We start from the raw sequence: 21602 nt of genomic DNA on the forward strand, positions 1-21602 counted from the left end.
CCCACACCCTACAAATACTGAATATGAGTATTAAAATAACATTTGCAGACGTAAAGAAGTCTCAGGAAATAAAAACATATATCAAGCAGGCCGACGCATCATTGGCTGTGATGGGATACACCGAACATAGCTTTGCCCATACAACCAAATGCGCCGAAGTTGCAGGACAATTACTAAAAGATCTGGGCTATGAAGATCGGGATATAGAATTGGCAAAAATAGCTGCTTATATGCACGATATAGGGAATGTAATAAATCGTGCCGACCATGCGCAAAGCGGAGCAGTGATGGCTTTTAGGTTATTAGAAAAAATGGGTATGCCAGCCGAAGATATTGCAACGATTATCACTGCTATAGGAAACCATGATGAAAAAACAGCCTTCCCTGTCAATGCTGTAGCGGCAGCACTCATTATTGCCGATAAGACAGATGTGCGTCGCAGCAGGGTACGCCGCAAAAGAACTATACATACCGATATACATGATAGAGTAAACTATGCGGTAGAGAAAGCGGATTTAAAACTCGACACAGAGAATAAAACTATAACGCTTTGTCTTACAATTGATACGAAGATAAGTGCTGTGATGGAATATTTTGAGATCTTTATAGAGCGTATGCTCCTATGCCGTAAGGCGACAGACTATTTCGGGTTCAGCTTTAAATTGAATATAAATGGTAATGCGATAATGTAGACATTTAATGTATAAACAAATAAAGCAGAAAACCGTTAGACTTTCTGCTTTTTGTTTATGTTTACTTTTTCCTATTCTTTTATCTCTTCAAACTTTACATATTCGCCTTCGTTCTTCGAAAAGACTTTGCGCTGATCGTTTTTTGATGAGTGATTGTATTGCTCGTTATTATTCGATGAATAAGTATTATTTGCCCTTTGTCCCGAAAAAGGAGAAGACGATGGTCTTCCGAATATAAAAGACGCTACTCCCCTGATCAGAGAAAAGACAAACATTATCCCTAAAATAGCAATGGAAAATATCAGAAAGAATATAAGTGTCATTTGTTTTTAGTTTTATAAATTATAAGCAAAGCAAATATAATATTTGCCTTACTAAAGATAACACGTATATAAGCCTTTAGATGTAATAGTTTTATTTATTTAACAAGACTTTAGCATTGTAAACAATATCAGATAATAGCCAGCCCTTCGTGATGAAAAACTGTATGTTGCATAAGTATACTGCATCCGATAATGATGAGGATAATGCCTCCTATGATATTTATTCTAAGGTTGTACCGTTGTCCTACTTTGCTTCCCGATATCACGCCAAACGAAGCTACAAGCATTGTGACTACACCTATGACTATTGCCGGAAAGAATATATTTATATTGATTAGCGACATGGATAGCCCTACGGCTGTGGCATCGATACTGGTTGCAACGCCCAGACTAAACATGGTTTTAAAATTAAGCGGATTGAATGGTTTACTCTCTCCTTCGTTTTTGATACTCGAGTATATTACTCTTGTGCCTAAGAAAAAGAGAATGATAAATGCCAGCCAATGATCGTACTCGTCGATATATTCAGCAAATGTAGAGCCTATAAACCATCCGAAAACAGTGAGGCTCATTTGCATGAATGCCAGCATACCCGCTATTTTCAGGATGTTGATCGTGTCGTGATTTTTTATTATAGCCCCACTGGTAAGTGCTATAACGAGACTGTCCATCGACAGGCCTATTGCTAATATAATAATTTGGATCATATCCATTTTGTAATCTCGTTCAGTCCCTTGCGGTTTTTGTTTGGGCTAATACTTTTTTCTTCGTCAATATATCCGAGGGGGAATATGGCTATGGCTTCCAGATGAGCCGGTATATCGAGAGCCTTACGCAGAATATGAGGGTCGAAGTTACAAACCCAACACGTTCCTAAGCCTGTTTCAGCCGCTGCGAGGCATATATGCTCGGCAGCAATGGCTGCGTCTACATCACCAAAGTCTTTATTGTCAGTGTTTTTCCTTTTCCACGATTGCTCAGAGTCTTTGCAAACGATAATATGCATAGGTGCCGATTTGAACCACTCTCTGTTGTACGATTCCTGTATTTTTTCTATTGCATCCTTGTTGGTAACAACATAGAATACCCAAGGCTGATAGTTACAAGCTGATGGTGCCAGGCGTGCACAATCAAGAATGTAATTCACTTTTTCCGCTTCTATAGGTTGAGGCATGTAAGCCCTAACCGAATAGCGGTTTTCGATAAGATTTTTTAGTCGCATTAGCTTTATGTAGTAGTCTTAACTGATATCCTTTTATTCTTAATGTAATGAAAAGGATACAGCTATAGGCTGATATTCAGACTTACTTATAATTCTTCTTCTACTTTATAATTGTTCCTTTCGCTCGAACTGCGTGAGATAATCTCTCCCAGAAATCCCGCAAGAAAAAGTTGGGTTCCCAGTATCATCATTGTCATAGCAATAAAGAAGTACGGTGAACTAGTCACCAACGGGTGCGCTATTCCTTTGCTCATAGCATACAATTTGCTGCAACCTAAAATAACAGCAGCTATGAATCCGATAAAGAACATGACAGTACCCCATAGTCCAAAAAAGTGCATTGGTTTTCGTCCAAATACCGATAAGAACCAAAGGGTTAGCAAATCGAGATAACCGTTTACAAAACGGCTGAATCCGGCAAATTTACTTTTGCCGTATTTTCGGGCTTGGTGGTGTACTTCTTTTTCTGTAATTTTTGTAAACCCTGCTATTTTTGCAAGGTATGGTATATAACGGTGCATATCGTTATATATCTCTATGCTTTTCACCACATCTTTGCGATAGGCTTTCAGCCCGCAGTTGAAGTCGTGGAGCTTCACTCCCGAAACTTTTCTTGCTGTGGCATTAAATAGCTTTGTCGGCAATGTTTTCGACAGTGGATCGTAACGTTTCTTTTTCCATCCCGAAACAAGATCATACTTGTCTTCCTTTATCATCTTGTAGAGTTCCGGTATTTCGTCCGGACTGTCTTGCAAGTCGGCATCCATTGTGATCACAACATCGCCGGTTGTAAGTCCGAAGGCGCAATGCAAGGCAGGAGATTTGCCATAGTTGCGTCTGAATCGGATTGCTTTTACATTTTTGTCCGATTTTTTTAAATCAGATATTATTTCCCAAGAACGGTCTTTGCTGCCATCGTCAACAAAAATGATCTCGTACGAGAAGCCGTTCTCATTCATAACCCTTTTTATCCACGCATGGAGCTCGCTTAGCGATTCTTCTTCATTATATAAAGGTATAACAACAGATATATCCATAGATGCCTTAGTTATTCTTTTTTATTTTGACTACAAAGTTGAGAACAAAGCTAAGGAAAAATCCTAAGAATATGTTCTTTATAAATTCCATTACGATATATGTCAGTTTGTTGGAAAATATTACTCTCATAATGTCTTTTGCCCGTTCGTAGTCGGCCTCAGGTACTTTTATTATAGGGGCAACTTCTATACTTTTCATCACCGGCTCTATCATGCGGCTAAAGAATGCCGGGTCGATAAACTGATAGTGAGCAAACATGATTACACCTTCGAGAAAAGAGGCGTAAAAGCACATCAATACCGTAAAGGCGATGCAATGCCATGCGCTTTGCGGATTGTCGGGGTCGGAAGTCTTAAACCTGTAATAGAAAATATACACTACCAGCAATGTGACAATGTTGAGCAGATAAAAGATGAATGCAAACCTGTCTGATACACCTATGCCTGCTACAATTAGAAATATGTATCTGATAACCCAGAACAATCCGAGCAACAGACCATAAAACATAGCATATCTGTTGATTATAGAGAAGCTCTCGCCTAAACGTTGATTTTTTGCCATAAGTGATACAAATGTAAGAAAATTATCAGATTCTATAAAGCAGACCCATAAACAATTACCAAGAAATAAGTAAGAGGGTAGAGTATTATAGAAAGAGGCTATCCAAAAAATTAGACAGCCTCTTTATGTATTCAGAAATATCTTTACCTATTAGTTCCCTTTGTTCTCTTTTTCTTCTTTTATGGTTAAGTCTAAAGGGTGTTTCACCTTCTCTTTTAGCAAAGCTATATCGAGAACCTCCTTTATGTCATCTACATAGTGGAAAGTCAATCCTTTGAGATATAGAGGTTTGATTTCATCTATATTCTTTTTGTTTTCTTTACAAAGGATAATCTCTTTTATTCCGGCACGTTTTGCAGCCAGTATTTTCTCACGGATGCCACCCACAGGAAGAACTTTTCCACGCAGGGTTATTTCTCCGGTCATTGCCAGATTTGGTCTAACCTTGCGTTGGGTGAAAGCCGAAGCCAGCGATGTAACCATTGTTATACCTGCTGACGGGCCATCTTTCGGAATAGCTCCTTCGGGAACGTGTACATGTACATTCCAGTTGTCGAATACCTTTTCGTCGATACCGAGCAATTGCTGTCCGTGCGACTGTAAGTATTGGAGTGCAAGTATTGCCGATTCTTTCATCACATCCCCCAGATTTCCTGTAAGGGTTAGTTTGCCGCCCTTGCCTTTGTTTAGCGAAGTTTCTATAAACAGAATTTCTCCACCTACCGAGGTCCAAGCCAAGCCTGTAACGACTCCAGCATATTCGTTACCCTGATATTGATCACGGGTATATTCTACTGCTCCCAGATATTCTTGCAAATCATCCGGATCGATCACTTTCTTGTATTCATCGTCAGAAGCTACCTTACGAGCGAGTTTACGCATAATCTTGGCAATCTTCTTATCCAGTTCACGTACTCCCGATTCGCGGGTATAGTTTTCTACAATTTTTTCTATTGTCTTTTTCGGGATATCGATAGCGTCTTTTGTCAGTCCGTGATTTTCCAATTGTTTAGGTATCAAGTGACGGCGAGCTATTTCTATTTTCTCTTCTATAATGTATCCGCTCACGTCTATCAGTTCCATACGGTCGAGCAATGGCTGAGAGATGGTCGATAGGTTGTTTGCTGTAGCAAGGAACATTACTTTCGATAAATCGTAATCGATATTCAGGTAATTGTCGTGGAATGTTGAATTTTGTTCAGGGTCAAGGACTTCCAATAGTGCAGAAGACGGATCACCTTTAAAATCACTACCTATTTTATCGATTTCATCCAGCACAAACACAGGATTTGAAGAACCGGCTTTCAGTATATTCTGAATAATACGTCCCGGCATCGCACCTATATATGTACGGCGGTGTCCTCGTATTTCGGACTCGTCGTGCAATCCACCCAAAGACACTCTCACATAGTTACGGTTGAGTGCTTTTGCTACAGATTTGCCTAAGGATGTTTTACCTACTCCCGGAGGGCCATAAAGACAAATGATCGGCGATTTGAGGTCACCTTTCAGTTTCAGTACGGCAAGATGCTCAATAATACGCTCTTTTACTTTCTCCAAACCAAAGTGATCTTGATCGAGCACTTTCTGAGCATTTTTCAGATTGAAGTTGTCTTTCGTGTACTCACCCCAAGGCAAGTCGAGTATGGTTTCTATATATGTATATTGAGTAGAGTAGTCGGGCGACTGCGGATGCAGGCGTTCGAGCTTTGTTATTTCTTTTTCGAAAATAGCGGCTACATCTTTACCCCACTTCTTCTTTGCTGCTCTCTGCTTAAACTCTTCGAGGTCGGCTTGTTGAGGGCTTCCGCCCAATTCGTCCTGAATTGTTTTTATCTGTTGTTGAAGGAAGTATTCTTTTTGTTGTTGGTTGAGCTCTTCACGTGTTTTCATTTGTATATTGAGCTTCATCTCCATCATCTGAGTTTCACGATTGAGGATAACCAATAGGCGGTAAGCACGTTCTTTTTCGTCGTCTATTTCCAACAGAGCTTGCTTCTCCGATCCCGAAACAGGCAGATTTGCGCAACAGTAATTTACCAATACCGAAGATACACTATCCGACTTTATTCGCTGTATGAATTCCTTTGGTGGTTCGCCATACATACGTAGCATGAGTATCATCTGGTCGCGAATAGAATCTAACAGTGCTTTGTATTCTGTGTCTGTCTTGAGAACAGGAACACTTTCCTTTATTTCGTATCTTCCTTTAAGGAATGGTTCGGTTTGTGTCAGTTCTGTCAGGCGAAAACGTTTTTTTCCTTGAAAGATGACAGTCACGTTCTCATCGTCTGGAAGCTCGATTACACGTATAATTTCGCCAATAACGCCTATTGAATACAGGTCGTTGATTTCGGGTTCTTCGTTGTCTGCGTCTTTTTGGCAGACAAGTCCCACGTATTTCCCTTTCAGACGGCTTACACTTTTTATCAGCTTCAACGATTTTTTTCGTGCAACGGATATCGGCATGCTCGTCCCCGGAAAAATAATCGTGTTTCTTAGCGGAAGAATCGCGATTTCTTCTTTCAGGTCGTTTTCATTTATATAGCAATCTCCATCATCGAAGTCATTAGCTATGATCGATATAACCGGTCCATTGTTTTCTTCGAGACTGAGAAAATCTTTCTTTTTACTAAACATATTTATAATCCTTGTTTTTGTTTTTATGCTCCTTTTTACAAGAAGCAGATAAAAATATGGAATAATAACTAACTTTGCTTACATATATAACAAAATTTATGCCATAAATGGTTATAGATTTTTTGAATGAGTGATAGTATAATACATGTAATAAAAAATTATACATTGATTCTACTATAAAAATGTTACTTATATAGATATGCCGAATCCTTATTTTAGGTTCAAAAAGTTTACAGTTTATCACGATCGTTGTGCCATGAAGGTAGGTACAGACGGTGTTTTGCTTGGTGCATGGGTCAATGTTTCAGGCGATAATATTCTGGATATAGGTACAGGTACGGGACTCATTTCGTTGATGATGGCTCAGCGCAACGAAAAAGCTGTAATAGACGCAATAGACATTGATAGCGATGCTGTAAGCCAGGCAAACGATAATATTGAAAATTCTCCATTTGGTAACCGTATCAATTCTTGGAATGCTTCGTTGCAAGAGTTTAGCTCAAAAGCTGAGAAACGATATGATGTGATTGTTTCCAACCCTCCTTTTTTTGTACAATCCTTAAAGTCGCCAAACAAAGAACGTTCTTTGGCAAGGCATACAGATAGTTTGCCTGTCGCAGATTTGATTGGCTTGTCTGCTTCACTTTTGTCTCAAAGGGGGCGGATGTCTTTTATCTATCCTTTTGATTACAAAGTAGAGCTTATAAAGCTTGCAGAACAATATAAATTATCAGTGTCACGTATTGCCAATGTGTTTCCTACCCCTGATTCTGTACCAAAACGCATTCTGATAGAACTGTCGAAAGAAGAAGCCACACCAATCGAAAATGATTTGATTATAGAAAAAGCAAGACATGTATATTCAGATGACTTTACTGCTTTATTGAAAGATTTTTATCTGAAAATGTAAATTTATTTTTCGGATTATACGTTTCGCTATAACTGTTTTCCTACACTACTTTATTTTGCCATCGGGCTCGTGTAAGATATACGATTGAGAATATTAATAGAGGTCCCCAATAAAAGTATTCTACAGTCCAACACCACGCTACAGACATTTCCTTATATATTACTATCCACGACATAGCCACAATGTATATTACCATTGTTATCATTTCCAATATAAGGGCAGCTTTGGTGTTTCCTGTTCCAGATATGGAGTTGAATACTACAATACTTAGCGCTGATATCGGTAGCGAGAAAAGTAATACGATGAGAGGTATTACCGTTTCTCCAATAAGCGTTTTCTGATCTATAGGAGCTATGATTGATATCCAAAACTCGGGAGAAATAAATGTTATTCCCATCATGAGAACGATTATTCCCAGGTTTAATAAGCATATTTTCTTCACAAGGGGGATAACTCCTTTTATATTCCCTGCGCCCATTGTATTACCCACCAGTGTGTTGGCGGTGGTGGCCAAAGCATTCATCGGAATAAAGTAAACCATATAGAAACTTCGGACGAGGTTTGTTATTTTAAGCGCATCTTCGGAGTGCTGTTCTATGGCAACGAAGAAGATAAACCATGTAGACATGGAGATAAAATACTGCACCATCGTAAAGGATGATATATTCAGGATGCTTCGGATAATGGATAGCTTGAATTTCATCTTTGCAAAACCATATTTCTTGAAGTCGACGGTTGCAAATGTATATATGGTAAAAAATAGCACAGAGGCTATCTCTGACAATACAGCAGCGATGGCAGCACCTTCAATTCCCATTTCGGGGCAACCGAAGTTACCGAATATCAGGGCATAGTCGGCTATGATATTTACAACAGCCATTGTGATTGCATTGAATGTCAATACTTTTGTGCGGGCGATTCCTACATAGAATGCACGGAACATTACGTTGAATGCCGCAAAGAAAAACCCGTAGATGCGTATTGATAAATATCTGTCGATAGCGTCAAATACGTCCGGCGATTTGAGGAATGTAGACAGCACCTGATCGATCAGTAGCTGTGACATGAAAAACAGAATAAGAGCAAATACTTGTAAAAACATAAGCCCCTGTATCACGATAGTACCTATCTTATCGTAATTCTTTTCGCCATTGCGACGGCTGATCATAATCTGCCCACCGATACTGAAACCGAAGCAAAGCGTAAAAATGGCTACATAATATATTCCCGCAAGTCCCGAAGCACTTTGGTATATACCCGCCAAACCGGGGTGGTCGGGGTTGACAACATGTCCGAGGAAAAAAGTACCTGTGAGTTGTATAATATTCTGGGCAAGTAATCCTAACATAATAGGAATACTTACCTTCCATATATCTTTATATGTATATGAATGCATAAGTTTAGCTGTTTGCTATTTGCCAATAGCAGAGTTAATACAAATTCCTAAAAATAGGTCTTATTTGATAATCTTGTTAGTCTTAGTGTCAGGAAATACAACCCATGGCTTGAAAGACTTAGCTTCTTCAAACTCCATTTGGGCATAAGACATTATAATAACAATGTCTCCCGGTTGTACTTTGCGGGCGGCAGCTCCATTTAGGCAAATAGCACCCGATCCACGTTCGCCTCTGATGACGTATGTTTCGAGGCGTTCGCCATTGTTGTTGTTGACGATCTGGACTTTTTCGCCTTCTATCAGGTTTGCCGCGTCCATCAAATCTTCATCTATCGTGATACTTCCGATATAATTCAAGTTGGCTTCGGTTACAGTAACACGGTGTAACTTCGATTTTACAACTTCTATGATCATTTTTTATCTTTATAATTAAGCTTTCGCTTTGTATACAATATTATCTATCAAACGTACATCGCCACAAAATACTGCGATGCATCCTACTATATAATCAGATTCTTGCCAGTTGTTTACCGACTGTAAAGAATCGCCGTCTACTATTTCGTAGTATTCCACATCCAACTCTTCATGAGAATTGAGCTGATTGGTTACTTTGTCTATTACCTCTTTTACGGTCTGGGATTGCATCCATTCCTTACTTTCGAATAAGGTTTTAGATATATTTACAGCTACCTGTTTTTGAGCTGCGTTCAGTCTTTCGTTCCGACTGCTTAGTGCCAGTCCGCTGGGTTCCCGTACTATTGGCATTGGGACAATCTGTACCGGCAGCTCCAGTTGCTTGACCATAGCCCTGATTACAGCCAATTGCTGGAAGTCTTTTTCTCCAAAATAAGCTTTGTCAGGTTTTACAATGTCAAACAAACGGCTTACAACTTGTGCTACACCGTTGAAGTGCCCGGGGCGATGCACGCCTTCCATCACTTTGTCAATCTGTCCAAAATCGAACTCTCTTGTATCCGGCTCGGGGTATATTTCTTTTTCGGAAGGAGCAAAGACGAAGTCTACGCCTGCTTTTTCCAGAAATAGGCAATCTTGTTCCAGGTTGCGCGGATATTTTACAAGATCTTCTTTGTTGTTAAACTGTGTCGGGTTTACAAATATGCTGACAATAGAGATGTCATTGTCTGCGATACATTGTTTTACAAGAGAAATATGACCGTTATGCAGTGCACCCATGGTGGGTACGAATCCTATTTTTTTGTCTTTCAGGCGCAATGGTGCAACAACATCTTGTACCTCTTTTACAGTATTTAATAATCTCATCTTTTTCAAAAATCAAAAGCGGATACAAAGCAACTAAATATTTGTGTAACGACGAAACAATCAGGCTTTTTTGTTTCAATTTTAACGAATAAATCTTCACCAAAACAAGGAAGAAAGACCTTAAATTAAAGGGTTGCAGGATTTTGTCTTGTAAAATTTGCAAAAAACAAGATTTTTTTTTATTATCTTTGTACTTTCAATTCAAGAAACAGAAGAGGATTATAATTAAATGGGTACTAAAAAGATTTTATACATCACGCAGGAGATCACTCCTTACTTGCCGGATTCACCAATAGCAACTAATTGTAGATACTTACCTCAAGCAATACAAGAAAAAGGACAGGAAATAAGAACGTTTATGCCGAAGTTCGGCAGTATAAACGAACGGCGTAATCAGTTGCATGAAGTTATACGCCTATCGGGAATGAATCTTATAATAGATGATACAGACCATCCTCTGATAATAAAAGTGGCATCGATACAGGCTGCCCGCATGCAGATCTACTTTATAGATAATGATGATTACTTCAAACGTAAATATACTGTGGCGGATGATCACGGAGTGGAGTTTGACGACAATGACGAACGAAGCATATTCTATGTGAGGGGTGTATTGGAAACAATAAAAAAACTTCGTTGGATACCTGATGTAATCGATTGTCATGGTTGGATGACAGCACTTACAGGTCTTTATATTAAGACAGCGTATGCTGACGACCCTTGTTTCAAAAACTCAAAGGTTGTTTACTCTCTCTATAATGATGACTTTAAGAAGCCGTTCAGCAATAAATTTATCGACAAATTAAAGTTCGACGGAATAAAAGATAAGGAAATCACAGACCTAAAAGGTGTTGTTGATTTCGAAACTCTGGCTAAATTTGCGATTAAAAATGCAGACGGAGTAATACAAAGTGAAGATTTGATCAATAAAGATGTACTCGATTACGCAAGTAAATCAGGTAAAAACTTCCTTCCTTATCAGGGAGATCTGGAAAATTCTGTTGATGCAATCAATAATTTTTACGAGAATCTTTAAAGTATCTAAAATAAAAATAGAAAAATGCTGTTTTATTTCATGAGAACAGCATTTTTTTGGATATTTGAAACCAATTTAATTTAACCCTTAATTTTGAATGAAGAGTAAAGCTTTACTGAGTCTGATAATTACAATCCTGATGGTTGTTTTTATTTCTTGTGATGACGATTTGAACAAGATAGGAAATTCTATACTGCCCGAAGGAGACGATATATTTGTATATGTTGATACTGTTGCCATAACAGCAAGAACCGTATCGCTCGAAGATTCGGTATATGCCAAATCTCAAATGGGGTTATTAGGAAATTATGTGGACCCTGTATTCGGGAACATAAAGTCTGACTATTTATCGGAACTATATTGTCCTGAAAATACTGAGTTTCCACCAAAGACGCTTTCTATCGATTCGACTTTTCTTGAGGTCATTTCAGATCAGTATCTGGGTGATAGTATCGCTCCGTTTGGTATAGCTGCATACAAAGCAACACAACCTCTTACTGCTAATTTCTTTACGAATATAGATCCGAAGAAATATTGTGATATGTCGCAACCTCTAGGACAAGGTATATTTACAGTAACTTCTGCTCCGAACAATAGCGGTCAAAGGACGTATTCACTTCGCCTCAAAAAGGATATGGGGCAAGAGTTTTATGATGAATGGGTGAACTCGAAAGGTGCAACATTCAAAAACTCTGATTCTTTCCGTAAATTCTTTAAAGGTATGTATCTTACATCTACCTTTGGTTCGGGAACAATGATTAGCGCGAGTACTACAATATTTAAGGTATATCTTAAATATAATGGCAGAAATGTAGCTGATACTGAAGACTCTGTTCGAGTAGGGGTGTTCAGAATGGCATTTACGCCCGAAGTGATACAGTTGAACCACATTCAGAACAAAAATCCTGATTACTTGTTTACTAACAATGATACACGTACATACATGAAAAGCCCGGCGGGAGTATGTACCGAATTGACAATACCTTTGGCTGAAATAATGAAAAAAGCCGAAGAGACGGGCAAGAAAAATAATAAATTGAACGCTGCTAACTTTAAGATTAAAGGATTCACCGAAGAGGAAGAAAAAACCAATTTGGGAAGACCATCAACTCTTTTGTTTATAAATAAAGATTCTTTGACTAATTTCTTCTCAGATAGGAATAAGAATAGACCGGATGCTAAAACCAGTTTTGTCATGGAGCGGTCATCGACGACTAATATTTATAACTTCGTCTATGGAAATATAGCGAGTAGTACAGTGAATAATATCGCTAACCTGATTAATCACTATATGGATTATTATAAAGGAAAAGACAATATTCCTGATCTTAAATATTTGGTTATACCTGTTTCGACTAAGACTCAATCGTCTACAACGTCTTCAGGGTCGAGTGTTACTATGTACACAAATGTTTACAACTTAATGACTCCTGCTTCAGCTATATTCAGAACAGATGTTAATAATATGAAGATGGGGCTTATATTCAGTAACTATAACAGCACCTCGAAATGATTAGCTAAAAAGATATAGTGTCGAGAAATAAAATAAGATACACAGCCAGAGTATTATTCCTATTGTATATAGGATATCTGGGCTGTGTATCTTATTTTGTACATAGCCACGTCTACAATGGAGTGGTGTATGTACATTCCCACCCATACAAAAAACTGGCAAAAGGTGGTGACGATAACAGGCAACTGCCATTCGAAACTCATCATCATACCTCAGCCGGTTTCTTTACTTTCAATCAGGTATCTAATCTAGCTTCTTTTGAGGCTGTATCTTCCCATATCGGTGATATATATATTCCCGAGATAATCTTTACATACAAGCAGGTAATACTAAAGGATGTAATTCCTCCTGTTCTGTATTCTGCCAACTATAGAGCACCCCCTTCATTTCTATCCTGAGACAATATAAAGTCTAATTATGAGGAATTGATTTCCTCCTTATGATTGAAGTGTTCATGCTTCAATCTTTATTCATTTAACTTATTCCCAAAAAAGTGTAATGCAAATTTCTTCGACGAGATTTGTGTTGCCAATACATCATACAAAATGGTGCATTACTGCATTGTTATTGTACCATTACTATATATTTAATCAATATGAAAAAGATTATACTTTTATCATTCTATATACTATATGCTATAAGTTCTATAGCGCAATCGAAAACTTCATCAATCAAAGGGCATGTCCTCGATGGGCAAACCGAAGAGCACCTTCCGGGTGTAACTGTTTATATCGATAAAACCAAGCATGCTGCCGTAACAGACGAAACAGGGCATTTTTCTATCGACAAAATGCCCGCAGGGACATATATTCTGGTAACTCAGTATATCGGATATGCTCCCATAAGGCAAGAGGTAACTATAGGGCAGGGTGTTACCCGAAATGTAACCATGTACATAGAACCTGAGAATCAGCAACTCGGCGAAATTGCAGTAACAGCATCTTTGAGGGCTCTCAATCGGAAGATTTCGCCTGTGGTGGTGAACGAGCTTACAACAAAAACATTTGAGGCTACCAACTCCGTATCGCTCTCGCAAGGCTTGAATTATATGCCGGGCTTGCGTGTAGAAACCAATTGCCAGAATTGCGGTACACAAGAAGTCCGCATCAATGGTTTGGAGGGGCAGTACTCGCAAATGCTTATTGACGGACAAGCTGTATTTACATCCCTATCTAAAATGTATGGATTAGAACAGATGCCGACTAATATGATAGAACAAGTAGAAGTAATCAGAGGTGGCGGTTCTGTACTTTATGGAGCAAATGCAATTGGTGGAGTTATTAATGTGATAACAAAAGAGCCGGAGAAAAATTCTTATCAGGCAAAATACAATATGTCTTTGATAGACGGAAAATCGGCAGATAATATCCTGTCTCTCAACTCTTCATTTGTAGACAGGACAAAGACTTCGGGTATTTCATTATTTGCTAATATGCGCCATCGTAATGCATGGGATGCCAATGATGATGGTTTCTCCGAAATTGGAAAAAATAAGGCGACATCTATTGGTTTCCGCAGTTTTACAAAGCCTACTTTAAATGATAAGCTCACGCTCGAATATCACTATATCTCCGAGTACAGAAGGGGAGGAGATAATCTCAATCGCCCACCCCATGAAGCGGAGATAGCCGAGACTACAGATTATAGTATACATGCAGGGAGTGTAGGTTATGTACATTCGAGTGACGATAACAAACGTAAGCTGACGGTGAATGGCTCTATTCAAAAAACAGGTAGAGATAGTTACTATGGCGGCGGTCGTGATCTGAATGGGTACGGTAATACATCCGAACTGGCAGCTACAGGTACTGTTCGCTACGAGGTGAATTCCGATAAACTGCTGTTTATGCCTGCTAAATTTACTGTAGGTTTTACACAAGAGTATACAAACCTTCATGATACGATTCATAGCCGGAATATAAAGCAAATTTTGAATGTAAGTAGCCTCTATGCGCAGAATGAATGGCGCGACGACAAGCTGACTTTCATTGTAGGAATAAGAGGTGACAAGCATAACAAGCTGAGTAATATAAATATCATTCCCCGGTCAAGCATCAGATACAGAGTGGGAGAGAAGGTGAATCTGCGTGCGGCATATTCGATGGGATACAGAGCTCCCGAAATAATTGCTTCTGATCTGGACGTACCTGTTATCGGAGGAAAGGCTACAATTACTGTTCTTGGTGAAAACCTGAAACGTGAATATTCGAATGCTATCAATGGAGGATTTGATTATACTTTGTTTAATAATAAGTTTTATTCCTATTTTCTTGTCGAAGGATTTTACAATAAGATAAACAGGGTGTTTATAGTAGAAGAAACAGGAACCGACGCTATGGGTAATATTATAATGACCCGCAAGAATGGAGATGGTGCATACGTATACGGGTTGAATCTGGAAACAACAATACAGCCTATCGACTGGCTTGAGCTGCAAGGAGGATTTACTTGGCAGAGAAGCCGCTATACAGAGCCCGTAAGCTGGTCGTCAGAGTCGTATGTAGAACCTGTGAAGAAGATGCTCCGATCACCTGATACCTACGGGTTCTTTTCGGCAATGGCTACGCCTAAGAAAAGCTATGCCGTGTCTTTGTCGGGTGTGTATACAGGCTCTATGTTGGCTCCCCACTTTGCCGGTGCAGAGGGTGTTGATAAAGATGTGACTGTAAAAACACGCAGCTTTGTGGATATGACCGTGAAGTTGTCTTATTTCTTCAATCTGAATGCTACTAACAAAGTGGAGATTAATGGCGGAATACAGAACATGTTCAACCAGATACAGAAAGATTACGACAAAGGCCCTAACAGGGATTCTGAGTACATTTATGGGCCATCATTGCCTCGTACATTCTTTATTGGTCTTAAAATAAGTTCTATATAAATATAAAGGTGTCTCAAGGATGGCGTAAGACTCTTGGGGCACCTTCTCCTTTTTATTCTCCACTTTTCAATTTTTTATTTAACAAGATAAAAGAAAATATAAATTGATATTTTTAAACCACCGATGATGATTCGATTAGATTAAAAATCCTTAATCTCAAACTCGGTTTTACCGCATTTGTGTCATATTCTAAGATTTTGATACTATCTTTGTGAAGCTGAGAGGGACTCTTAACTATAAAAAAATGAAACCTTATAGTTTTTCCCTGTTGACAGACAGGGTGTTCCACTAATATATAGTTAATGGTATATATCATTATAAAAGGATTATTTATTGGTTTTTTATCTTCTGCTCCTATGGGACCTGTTGGTATGCTGTGTATTCAGCGTACTCTGAATGAAGGAAAGAAGCAAGGGTTGATAACCGGACTCGGAGCCGCTGTGGGTGATATGTTGATAGCATTACTTGCTATTATTGCAGCTTTAGGTCTAGGGTTCAGCACCGAATTTATTCAACAACACGAAGGCCCTCTTAAGATTGTGGGTAGTGTCGTCCTCATTGCTTTCGGGTATGTAGTTTTTAATAAAAACCCGTCGAAAAGCCTTACTAAACTAAAAGAAAATGCTATGTCTTTCTGGAAGGTCTTTGCTTCTTCGCTAGGACTTACCGTTTCCAATATTGCTACGTTATTTCTTTATATAGCCCTGTTTGCTCGTTTCAATGTGATTGATGCGGATAAGCCTTTCGGGTACGATCTTCTTACCATATCTTTTATTGGTATCGGAGCTATGCTGTGGTGGCTGCTAGTCACTTATTTTGTTAATAAACTGCGTTCCCGCTTCAATCCCAGAGGGCTTCAGATATTTAATAAGATCATAGGGGTATTATTGGTAGGTCTGGGTGTAGCCGGTATTATTACAGGTACGCTGATGGGAATAGATATCTTCTAGCTTAATGCCGTTTCAATCTTTTAGTTTGATCCTTATCCCATAATAGCGAGACATTAGCTCCTCTGAATATGGGTCTTCTCCGTGTATGTACGAACTTCCGTTGTATCGTGTAAATTCACAATAATCTAAACCTTTTTCTTTCGCTTGTTTTATAGCAACTTCCCGTTGTGCTACTATCTTGCTGTATGAATTAATTTCTTTCCAGCCCAGATAAAAGGTAAATAAAAAGGCTATCAGTGATACTGATACTACGATAAGTCTTATTTGCCTCAAAAATACGTTTTTATAATCCAGGTTGTAAAAGCAGATGCCTATGGCAATAATAAGGAAAGTGACAACGCCGAAAAGTGCTCTGCGGGGGAATGTAGGTGAAGCCAGCATGGCGTATACTGCTGCAATAGCAGCTACTGTATATATAAGCACAAGCTTCATTTTGTCTTTTTTATCTCCTCTCGAGAAACGACTGAAAGTGATAACGGAAATGAGAGTAATAAGAAAAAGAGGTCCGCTATAATAAAAAAATGTAAGCGTCCACATAAATAGACGATAACTTAAGTTGTATAGGCTGAATGATGTGGATTCTCCCGCTCTTACGAAGTTTCCCGGAGCAGCTATCATGATGATAAAGCCTATAATAGCTCCGGCAAATCCCGCAATAGCCCAAACAGGAATAGCCCACTTGTGCGAACGGTAATATATGAAAAAGCCTATAACAATCACTAACATTGCAGCCGCTGTATTTTCGTTTGTCCATCCGGCTAGTATTCCCGGTATGAAAATACACATAGAGTAAAAAGCTTGTAATATAGGCCTTGATACTCTTCCTGTATACAGCCTGAAGGGCAAAAGGAATAGTAAAATCAGCCATGTTCCCCAAAGGTAGTTGGCAGAGCCCGTTAGCCAAAAGATGGTATCGCCAATTACGGGTTGTGAAAACCATACTCCAAGATTGACGGTTAAGAATAAGAAAATACTATTTTTTGTTCTTCCTTTGATGTGCAGGTAGATTAAGAAGATATAGCTTAAATAAACTAGTGTATTTAGTAGATCTGCTACATTGGTAGGAAGTATTAGCAGTATTTGTGCGATAAAATGAACAACGGAGCGTCCTCCCCACATGTAGTAATGGTTGACTTGAGAATGTATAATGTCCTTGATCGAAGTGATACGACCTTCTTCTCCGTAGATAAAGAGATATGCAAAGTCATCGGATATAATAGGAGTCAATCTGTTTAGTGAATATAGAGCTGTGAAACAGATTAGTATCACAACTATCCAACACGCCCTTATCTTTGTTTTGGTGTTGCTGATAGAATATAAGAGTCTCTCCGTCTTGCTATATATTTTTCGAAAAAGAGATACTCCATGATCGAAACTGTTGTTCTGGGCGTACATGAAGTTATTGTAAGTTTGCTACAAAAATACAATAAAAAACAAAAGCAGCAAGATAAATTGTCTTGCTGCTTTGTTATTATTATTGAAAAATGCTTTATCCGCATTTCGATGCACCACAGTTTGTACATTTCATACAACCTTCTTGATATACCAATGTCTCTAATCCACAGACAGGACATTTTTGACCTTTGGCTTCTGTTTCGTTCGGTAGGTATTTCTTCAGTGCACGTTCAACACCATTCTTCCATGTGTTGATAGTTTCGCTGTTGAGTTCAAGTCCCTGAACAAGTTTTACAACCTGATCGATAGGCATTCCGTAACGCAACACTCCCGATATCAGTTTGGCGTAGTTCCAGAACTCCGGGTTGAACTTGCCGTTCAGTCCTTCGATTGTTGTTTTATAACCTCTCTTATTCTTAAACTGGAAGTCGTATGAACGTTGACCTTCGTCGTTCATTGTTTTGATAATCACACCTTGATTGATGTTCTTCGGAAGCACAAGACCTTCGTCGTCGTCCGACAATCCGGTAAAGATCTCGTAAGGGCGTCCGTCTAATAAGCCGATGAAAGCAATCCATTTTTCCTTGTTGTTTTGGAATTTGATGACATCCGCAGCCAGTTCGCGAGGGCGTTCCATTACTATCTGAGGGCGTTCGTAGCAGTCTCCGCAGTCTTCTTCTTCTTTTTTGCTGTCGTTGGCAATAAGAACTCCGGCACGTGATCCGTCACGGTATACAGTACATCCTTTACATCCGCTTTTCCATGCTTCTATATAAAGTTGGTTCACGAGGTCTTCCGAAACATCTGATGGCAGATTGATGGTTACACTGATAGAGTGGTCTACCCACTTTTGGATGCGTCCCTGCATTTTTACTTTCTGTAGCCAGTCTACATCGTTTGAAGTAGCCTTGTAGTAAGGCGATTCGGCAACCATCTTGTCTATTTCTTCATTTGTATATCGTTTGGCAGCAGGATATCCTTTGCTTTCCATCCATGTTACAAACTTATGGTGGAATACGACATATTCTTCCCAAGAGTCTCCGTTTTCGTCAACAAAGTCTACACGTACTTCCTTGTCGTTCGGATTCACTTTGCGGCGGCGTTTATACACCGGGAGGAATACCGGCTCGATACCTGATGTCGACTGTGTCATCAAGCTTGTTGTTCCTGTAGGTGCTACTGTAAGACATGCTATGTTGCGACGTCCGTATTTTTCCATGTCTTTGTATAGTTTCGGATCAACTTCAGCCAAACGATTGATGAAAGGATTGTTTCTTTCACGTTCGATGTCGAATATCTCGAATGCTCCACGTTCCTTCGCCAGTTCCACAGAAGCACGGTATGCAGCAATAGCCAGTGTGCGGTGTACTTCTTCGGCAAAAGTTGTAGCCTCTTCTGTTCCGTAGCGCAAGCCCATAGCGGCAATCATGTCGCCCTCGGCTGTGATACCTACTCCTGTACGGCGGCCTTGTAGTGTTTTCTTACGGATTTTTTCCCATAGATGTCTTTCAGGCCATTTTACTTCTTCGTTTTCAGGGTCAATTTCTATTTTGTTCAGGATCTTATCTATCTTCTCGGTTTCAAGATCGATAATATCGTCCATGATTCGTTGTGCCAGTCCTACGTGTTTTTTGAATAGTTCGAAGTCGAAATATGCATCTTCCTTGAATGGATTCACTACGTATGAATATAAATTGATAGCCAATAGACGGCAGCTGTCATAAGGACAAAGAGGAATCTCTCCACATGGATTTGTGGATATAGTCTTGAATCCAAGGTCTGCATAGCAGTCCGGCACAGATTCTCTGATGATGGTATCCCAAAACAATACTCCCGGTTCGGCCGATTTCCATGCATTGTGAACTATCTTTTTCCACAGGTCGGTAGCGTTAGTGTCTCTTACTGTAGTCGGGTTGTTCGAGTCTATTGGGTATTGCTGAGTATACGGTGTTCCGTCTACTACTGCTTGCATAAAGGCATCGTCTATCCTCACTGAAACATTGGCGCCCGTAACCTTCCCTTCTATCATTTTTGCATCAATGAACGATTCCGAGTCAGGGTGCTTTATAGATACGCTAAGCATAAGGGCTCCACGACGTCCATCTTGAGCGACTTCACGTGTAGAGTTGGAATATCTTTCCATAAAAGGGACAAGTCCGGTAGATGTAAGAGCTGAGTTCTTTACCGGAGATCCTTTAGGACGTATGTGTGATAAATCGTGTCCAACACCTCCACGGCGTTTCATTAGTTGTACTTGTTCTTCGTCGACGCGGATAATAGCTCCGTACGAATCCGATGATCCATCCATGCCGATAACAAAACAGTTCGACAATGATGCTATTTGATAGTCATTACCTATCCCTGTCATTGGGCTTCCTTGTGGCACAATATATTTAAATTGGTCAAACAAGTCGTATAGCTCTTGGGTAGTGAGTCCATTTTTATATTTTGATTCTATACGGCCTATTTCGTTCGCCAATCTCCAATGCATATCTTCGGGCGATTGTTCGTAGATATTGCCTGTCGCATCTTTTAGGGCATATTTGTTAACCCATACTTTAGCGGCTAGCTCATCACCGTTAAAGTAATCAAGTGCGGCTTTATACGCCTCGTCAAAAGTGTAAACCTTCTGTGCCATTTGTTTATGTTTTTTATATAAATTATTTCGTTTGTTTCTCTTGATTTTTTTTGTTAATGCAATATTACAGATTATGTGATGATGAAACAAATTTTGCAATATATATTTATTAACAAAGTGAAAAGTTTTCCGTTTTAAAATTTAATTGTCTGAAAATTAGATGCATAAAAATTTTATATTGGAGAAAAGTTTTCCGTTTTGTTTTTCACTGTATAATAAATAGAACAAGATGTGGAAGATAATGTTTAAGAAAAGAGCAAAAAAAATAATCAGAAAGATCTTTTTAACCTTTCCGATTATTTGTAAAATATGTTATTTTCTGATAAGTTACTCTGCTGCTATCAGTTCCGGATCAATCATGATACGACCACAATATTCGCAAACGATAATTTTCTTACCGATTTTGATATCCATTTGTTTTTGTGGTGGAATTTTGTTGAAGCAACCCCCGCAAGCACCACGCTCTATACATACAACAGCCAAACCGTTGCGTGCACTTTTGCGAATTCTCTTGAAGGCTTGTAATAAACGAGGTTCTACTTCGGCCTCGATATCTTTCACTTCGTCGCGAAGTTGTTCTTCTTGTTGCTTTGTTTCAGATACAATGCCATCCAGTTCTTCTTTCTTTTGAGCAAGGTCGGCAGCACGTTCGCTAAGAAAAGCTTTGCTCTTTTCTATTTGCTCAGCAAGGCTTTTAGAATCCTGGCTAAATTCGCGGATACGTTTTTCTGAAAGCTCAATTTCCAATGTTTCGAACTCTATCTCTTTGCTGAGGTGATCAAACTCACGATTGTTGCGAACATTATCAAGCTGTTCTTTATATTTTGCAATTTTGAGCTCGCTGTCTTTTGCTTTTTGCTTTTGATGCGAAATTGCAGTATCAGCTTCTTTTAATTCAGCCTCGTGTTTTTTGATACGAGTTTCCAATCCGATGATTTCATCTTCAAGGTCGGCTACTTCAAGAGGAAGTTCTCCACGTAGGATTTTGATATTATCTATTTCAGATAGTTTCAGCTGTAGATGATAAAGCGTATGTAGCTTTTCTTCTACCGTTACTTCTTTTTCTGTAGATTTTTTTGCCATAAGATATTTTTGTTTATTGAATTTCTATCATAAAAAAATGCAG

The 21602-nt window shown here is 39.1% G+C and carries 19 protein-coding genes; 7 read left to right on the forward strand and 12 right to left on the reverse strand.

Features of this window, described 5'->3' with window-relative positions; genetic code table 11:
- Positions 1-23: 23 nt before the first annotated feature.
- On the forward strand, positions 24-692 hold the full coding sequence (locus PKC55_RS00455) for an HD domain-containing protein (RefSeq protein WP_006843347.1): 669 nt from the start codon (positions 24-26) through the stop codon (positions 690-692).
- 71 nt (positions 693-763) lie between these two features.
- On the opposite strand, the gene PKC55_RS00460 is transcribed toward PKC55_RS00455, so the two are convergent.
- The 6 genes from PKC55_RS00460 to lon form a co-directional block, all read right to left on the reverse strand.
- Entirely contained in the window at positions 764-1015 is a 252-nt protein-coding gene (locus tag PKC55_RS00460) for a DUF4834 family protein (RefSeq protein WP_006843346.1), read from the reverse strand.
- A gap of 128 nt (positions 1016-1143) precedes the next feature.
- The gene (locus PKC55_RS00465) at positions 1144-1722 is read right to left on the reverse strand and encodes a manganese efflux pump MntP (protein ID WP_291028703.1); all 579 of its coding nucleotides are present in this window, start codon (positions 1720-1722) and stop codon (positions 1144-1146) included.
- On the reverse strand, positions 1719-2237 hold the full coding sequence (locus tag PKC55_RS00470) for a nitroreductase family protein (RefSeq protein WP_291130627.1): 519 nt from the start codon (positions 2235-2237) through the stop codon (positions 1719-1721). Before PKC55_RS00470 ends, PKC55_RS00465 begins: the two co-directional genes overlap by 4 nt.
- Before the next feature lie 86 nt (positions 2238-2323).
- Positions 2324-3274: a glycosyltransferase family 2 protein gene (locus PKC55_RS00475; protein ID WP_291130625.1), complete on the reverse strand. Its 951-nt coding sequence runs from the start codon at positions 3272-3274 to the stop codon at positions 2324-2326.
- Positions 3275-3281: 7 nt separating this feature from the next.
- Positions 3282-3836, reverse strand: coding sequence for a DUF4199 domain-containing protein (locus tag PKC55_RS00480; protein ID WP_135104769.1), 555 nt, complete (start codon positions 3834-3836; stop codon positions 3282-3284).
- Positions 3837-3986: 150 nt separating this feature from the next.
- The gene (gene lon / locus PKC55_RS00485; RefSeq protein WP_283685854.1) at positions 3987-6476 is read right to left on the reverse strand and encodes an endopeptidase La; all 2490 of its coding nucleotides are present in this window, start codon (positions 6474-6476) and stop codon (positions 3987-3989) included.
- 199 nt (positions 6477-6675) lie between these two features.
- Here lon and PKC55_RS00490 point away from each other — a divergent pair, with 199 nt between their 5' ends.
- Complete coding sequence (locus tag PKC55_RS00490; RefSeq protein WP_291130623.1) at positions 6676-7386, forward strand: tRNA1(Val) (adenine(37)-N6)-methyltransferase; 711 nt, start codon at positions 6676-6678, stop codon at positions 7384-7386.
- A 40-nt stretch (positions 7387-7426) separates the two neighbouring features.
- Here the strand turns inward: PKC55_RS00490 and PKC55_RS00495 are convergent, their stop codons facing one another.
- The 3 genes from PKC55_RS00495 to panC are packed head-to-tail and all read right to left on the reverse strand — an operon-like array spanning position 7427 to position 10063.
- Positions 7427-8782 carry an MATE family efflux transporter gene (locus tag PKC55_RS00495; protein ID WP_291130620.1) on the reverse strand — a complete coding sequence of 452 codons (1356 nt, stop codon included), beginning with the start codon at positions 8780-8782 and terminating at the stop codon, positions 7427-7429.
- Between the two features lie 60 nt (positions 8783-8842).
- Positions 8843-9196: an aspartate 1-decarboxylase gene (panD, locus tag PKC55_RS00500; RefSeq protein ID WP_006843338.1), complete on the reverse strand. Its 354-nt coding sequence runs from the start codon at positions 9194-9196 to the stop codon at positions 8843-8845.
- A gap of 15 nt (positions 9197-9211) precedes the next feature.
- Positions 9212-10063, reverse strand: coding sequence for a pantoate--beta-alanine ligase (gene panC, locus PKC55_RS00505; RefSeq protein ID WP_283685857.1), 852 nt, complete (start codon positions 10061-10063; stop codon positions 9212-9214).
- Between the two features lie 229 nt (positions 10064-10292).
- On the opposite strand from panC, the gene PKC55_RS00510 reads away from it, so the two are divergent.
- The 5 genes from PKC55_RS00510 to PKC55_RS00530 all read left to right on the forward strand — a co-directional run bounded on the left by PKC55_RS00510 (position 10293) and on the right by PKC55_RS00530 (position 16443).
- On the forward strand, positions 10293-11099 hold the full coding sequence (locus PKC55_RS00510) for a glycogen/starch synthase (RefSeq protein ID WP_135104774.1): 807 nt from the start codon (positions 10293-10295) through the stop codon (positions 11097-11099).
- 97 nt (positions 11100-11196) lie between these two features.
- The gene (bamH, locus tag PKC55_RS00515) at positions 11197-12612 is read left to right on the forward strand and encodes a DUF4270 domain-containing protein (protein ID WP_283685858.1); all 1416 of its coding nucleotides are present in this window, start codon (positions 11197-11199) and stop codon (positions 12610-12612) included.
- 17 nt (positions 12613-12629) lie between these two features.
- Positions 12630-13010, forward strand: a complete 381-nt coding sequence (locus tag PKC55_RS00520) for a DUF8478 family putative metalloprotein (protein WP_291028711.1) — start codon at positions 12630-12632, stop codon at positions 13008-13010.
- A gap of 197 nt (positions 13011-13207) precedes the next feature.
- Complete coding sequence (locus PKC55_RS00525; RefSeq protein ID WP_291130615.1) at positions 13208-15493, forward strand: TonB-dependent receptor; 2286 nt, start codon at positions 13208-13210, stop codon at positions 15491-15493.
- A gap of 302 nt (positions 15494-15795) precedes the next feature.
- Positions 15796-16443 carry a LysE family translocator gene (locus tag PKC55_RS00530; protein ID WP_135104778.1) on the forward strand — a complete coding sequence of 216 codons (648 nt, stop codon included), beginning with the start codon at positions 15796-15798 and terminating at the stop codon, positions 16441-16443.
- A gap of 12 nt (positions 16444-16455) precedes the next feature.
- On the opposite strand, the gene PKC55_RS00535 is transcribed toward PKC55_RS00530, so the two are convergent.
- The 3 genes from PKC55_RS00535 to PKC55_RS00545 form a co-directional block, all read right to left on the reverse strand.
- On the reverse strand, positions 16456-17838 hold the full coding sequence (locus PKC55_RS00535) for a DUF3329 domain-containing protein (protein ID WP_291130612.1): 1383 nt from the start codon (positions 17836-17838) through the stop codon (positions 16456-16458).
- A gap of 94 nt (positions 17839-17932) precedes the next feature.
- Positions 17933-20476: an adenosylcobalamin-dependent ribonucleoside-diphosphate reductase gene (locus PKC55_RS00540; RefSeq protein WP_283685862.1), complete on the reverse strand. Its 2544-nt coding sequence runs from the start codon at positions 20474-20476 to the stop codon at positions 17933-17935.
- Positions 20477-20803: 327 nt separating this feature from the next.
- Positions 20804-21559 (reverse strand): zinc ribbon domain-containing protein, encoded by a 756-nt coding sequence (locus PKC55_RS00545; RefSeq protein ID WP_135104781.1) that lies wholly within the window; start codon positions 21557-21559, stop codon positions 20804-20806.
- Positions 21560-21602: the final 43 nt, after the last annotated feature.

Origin of the sequence: Dysgonomonas sp. (assembly GCF_035323175.1) — a bacterium.
In the GTDB taxonomy this organism is placed as follows: domain Bacteria; phylum Bacteroidota; class Bacteroidia; order Bacteroidales; family Dysgonomonadaceae; genus Dysgonomonas.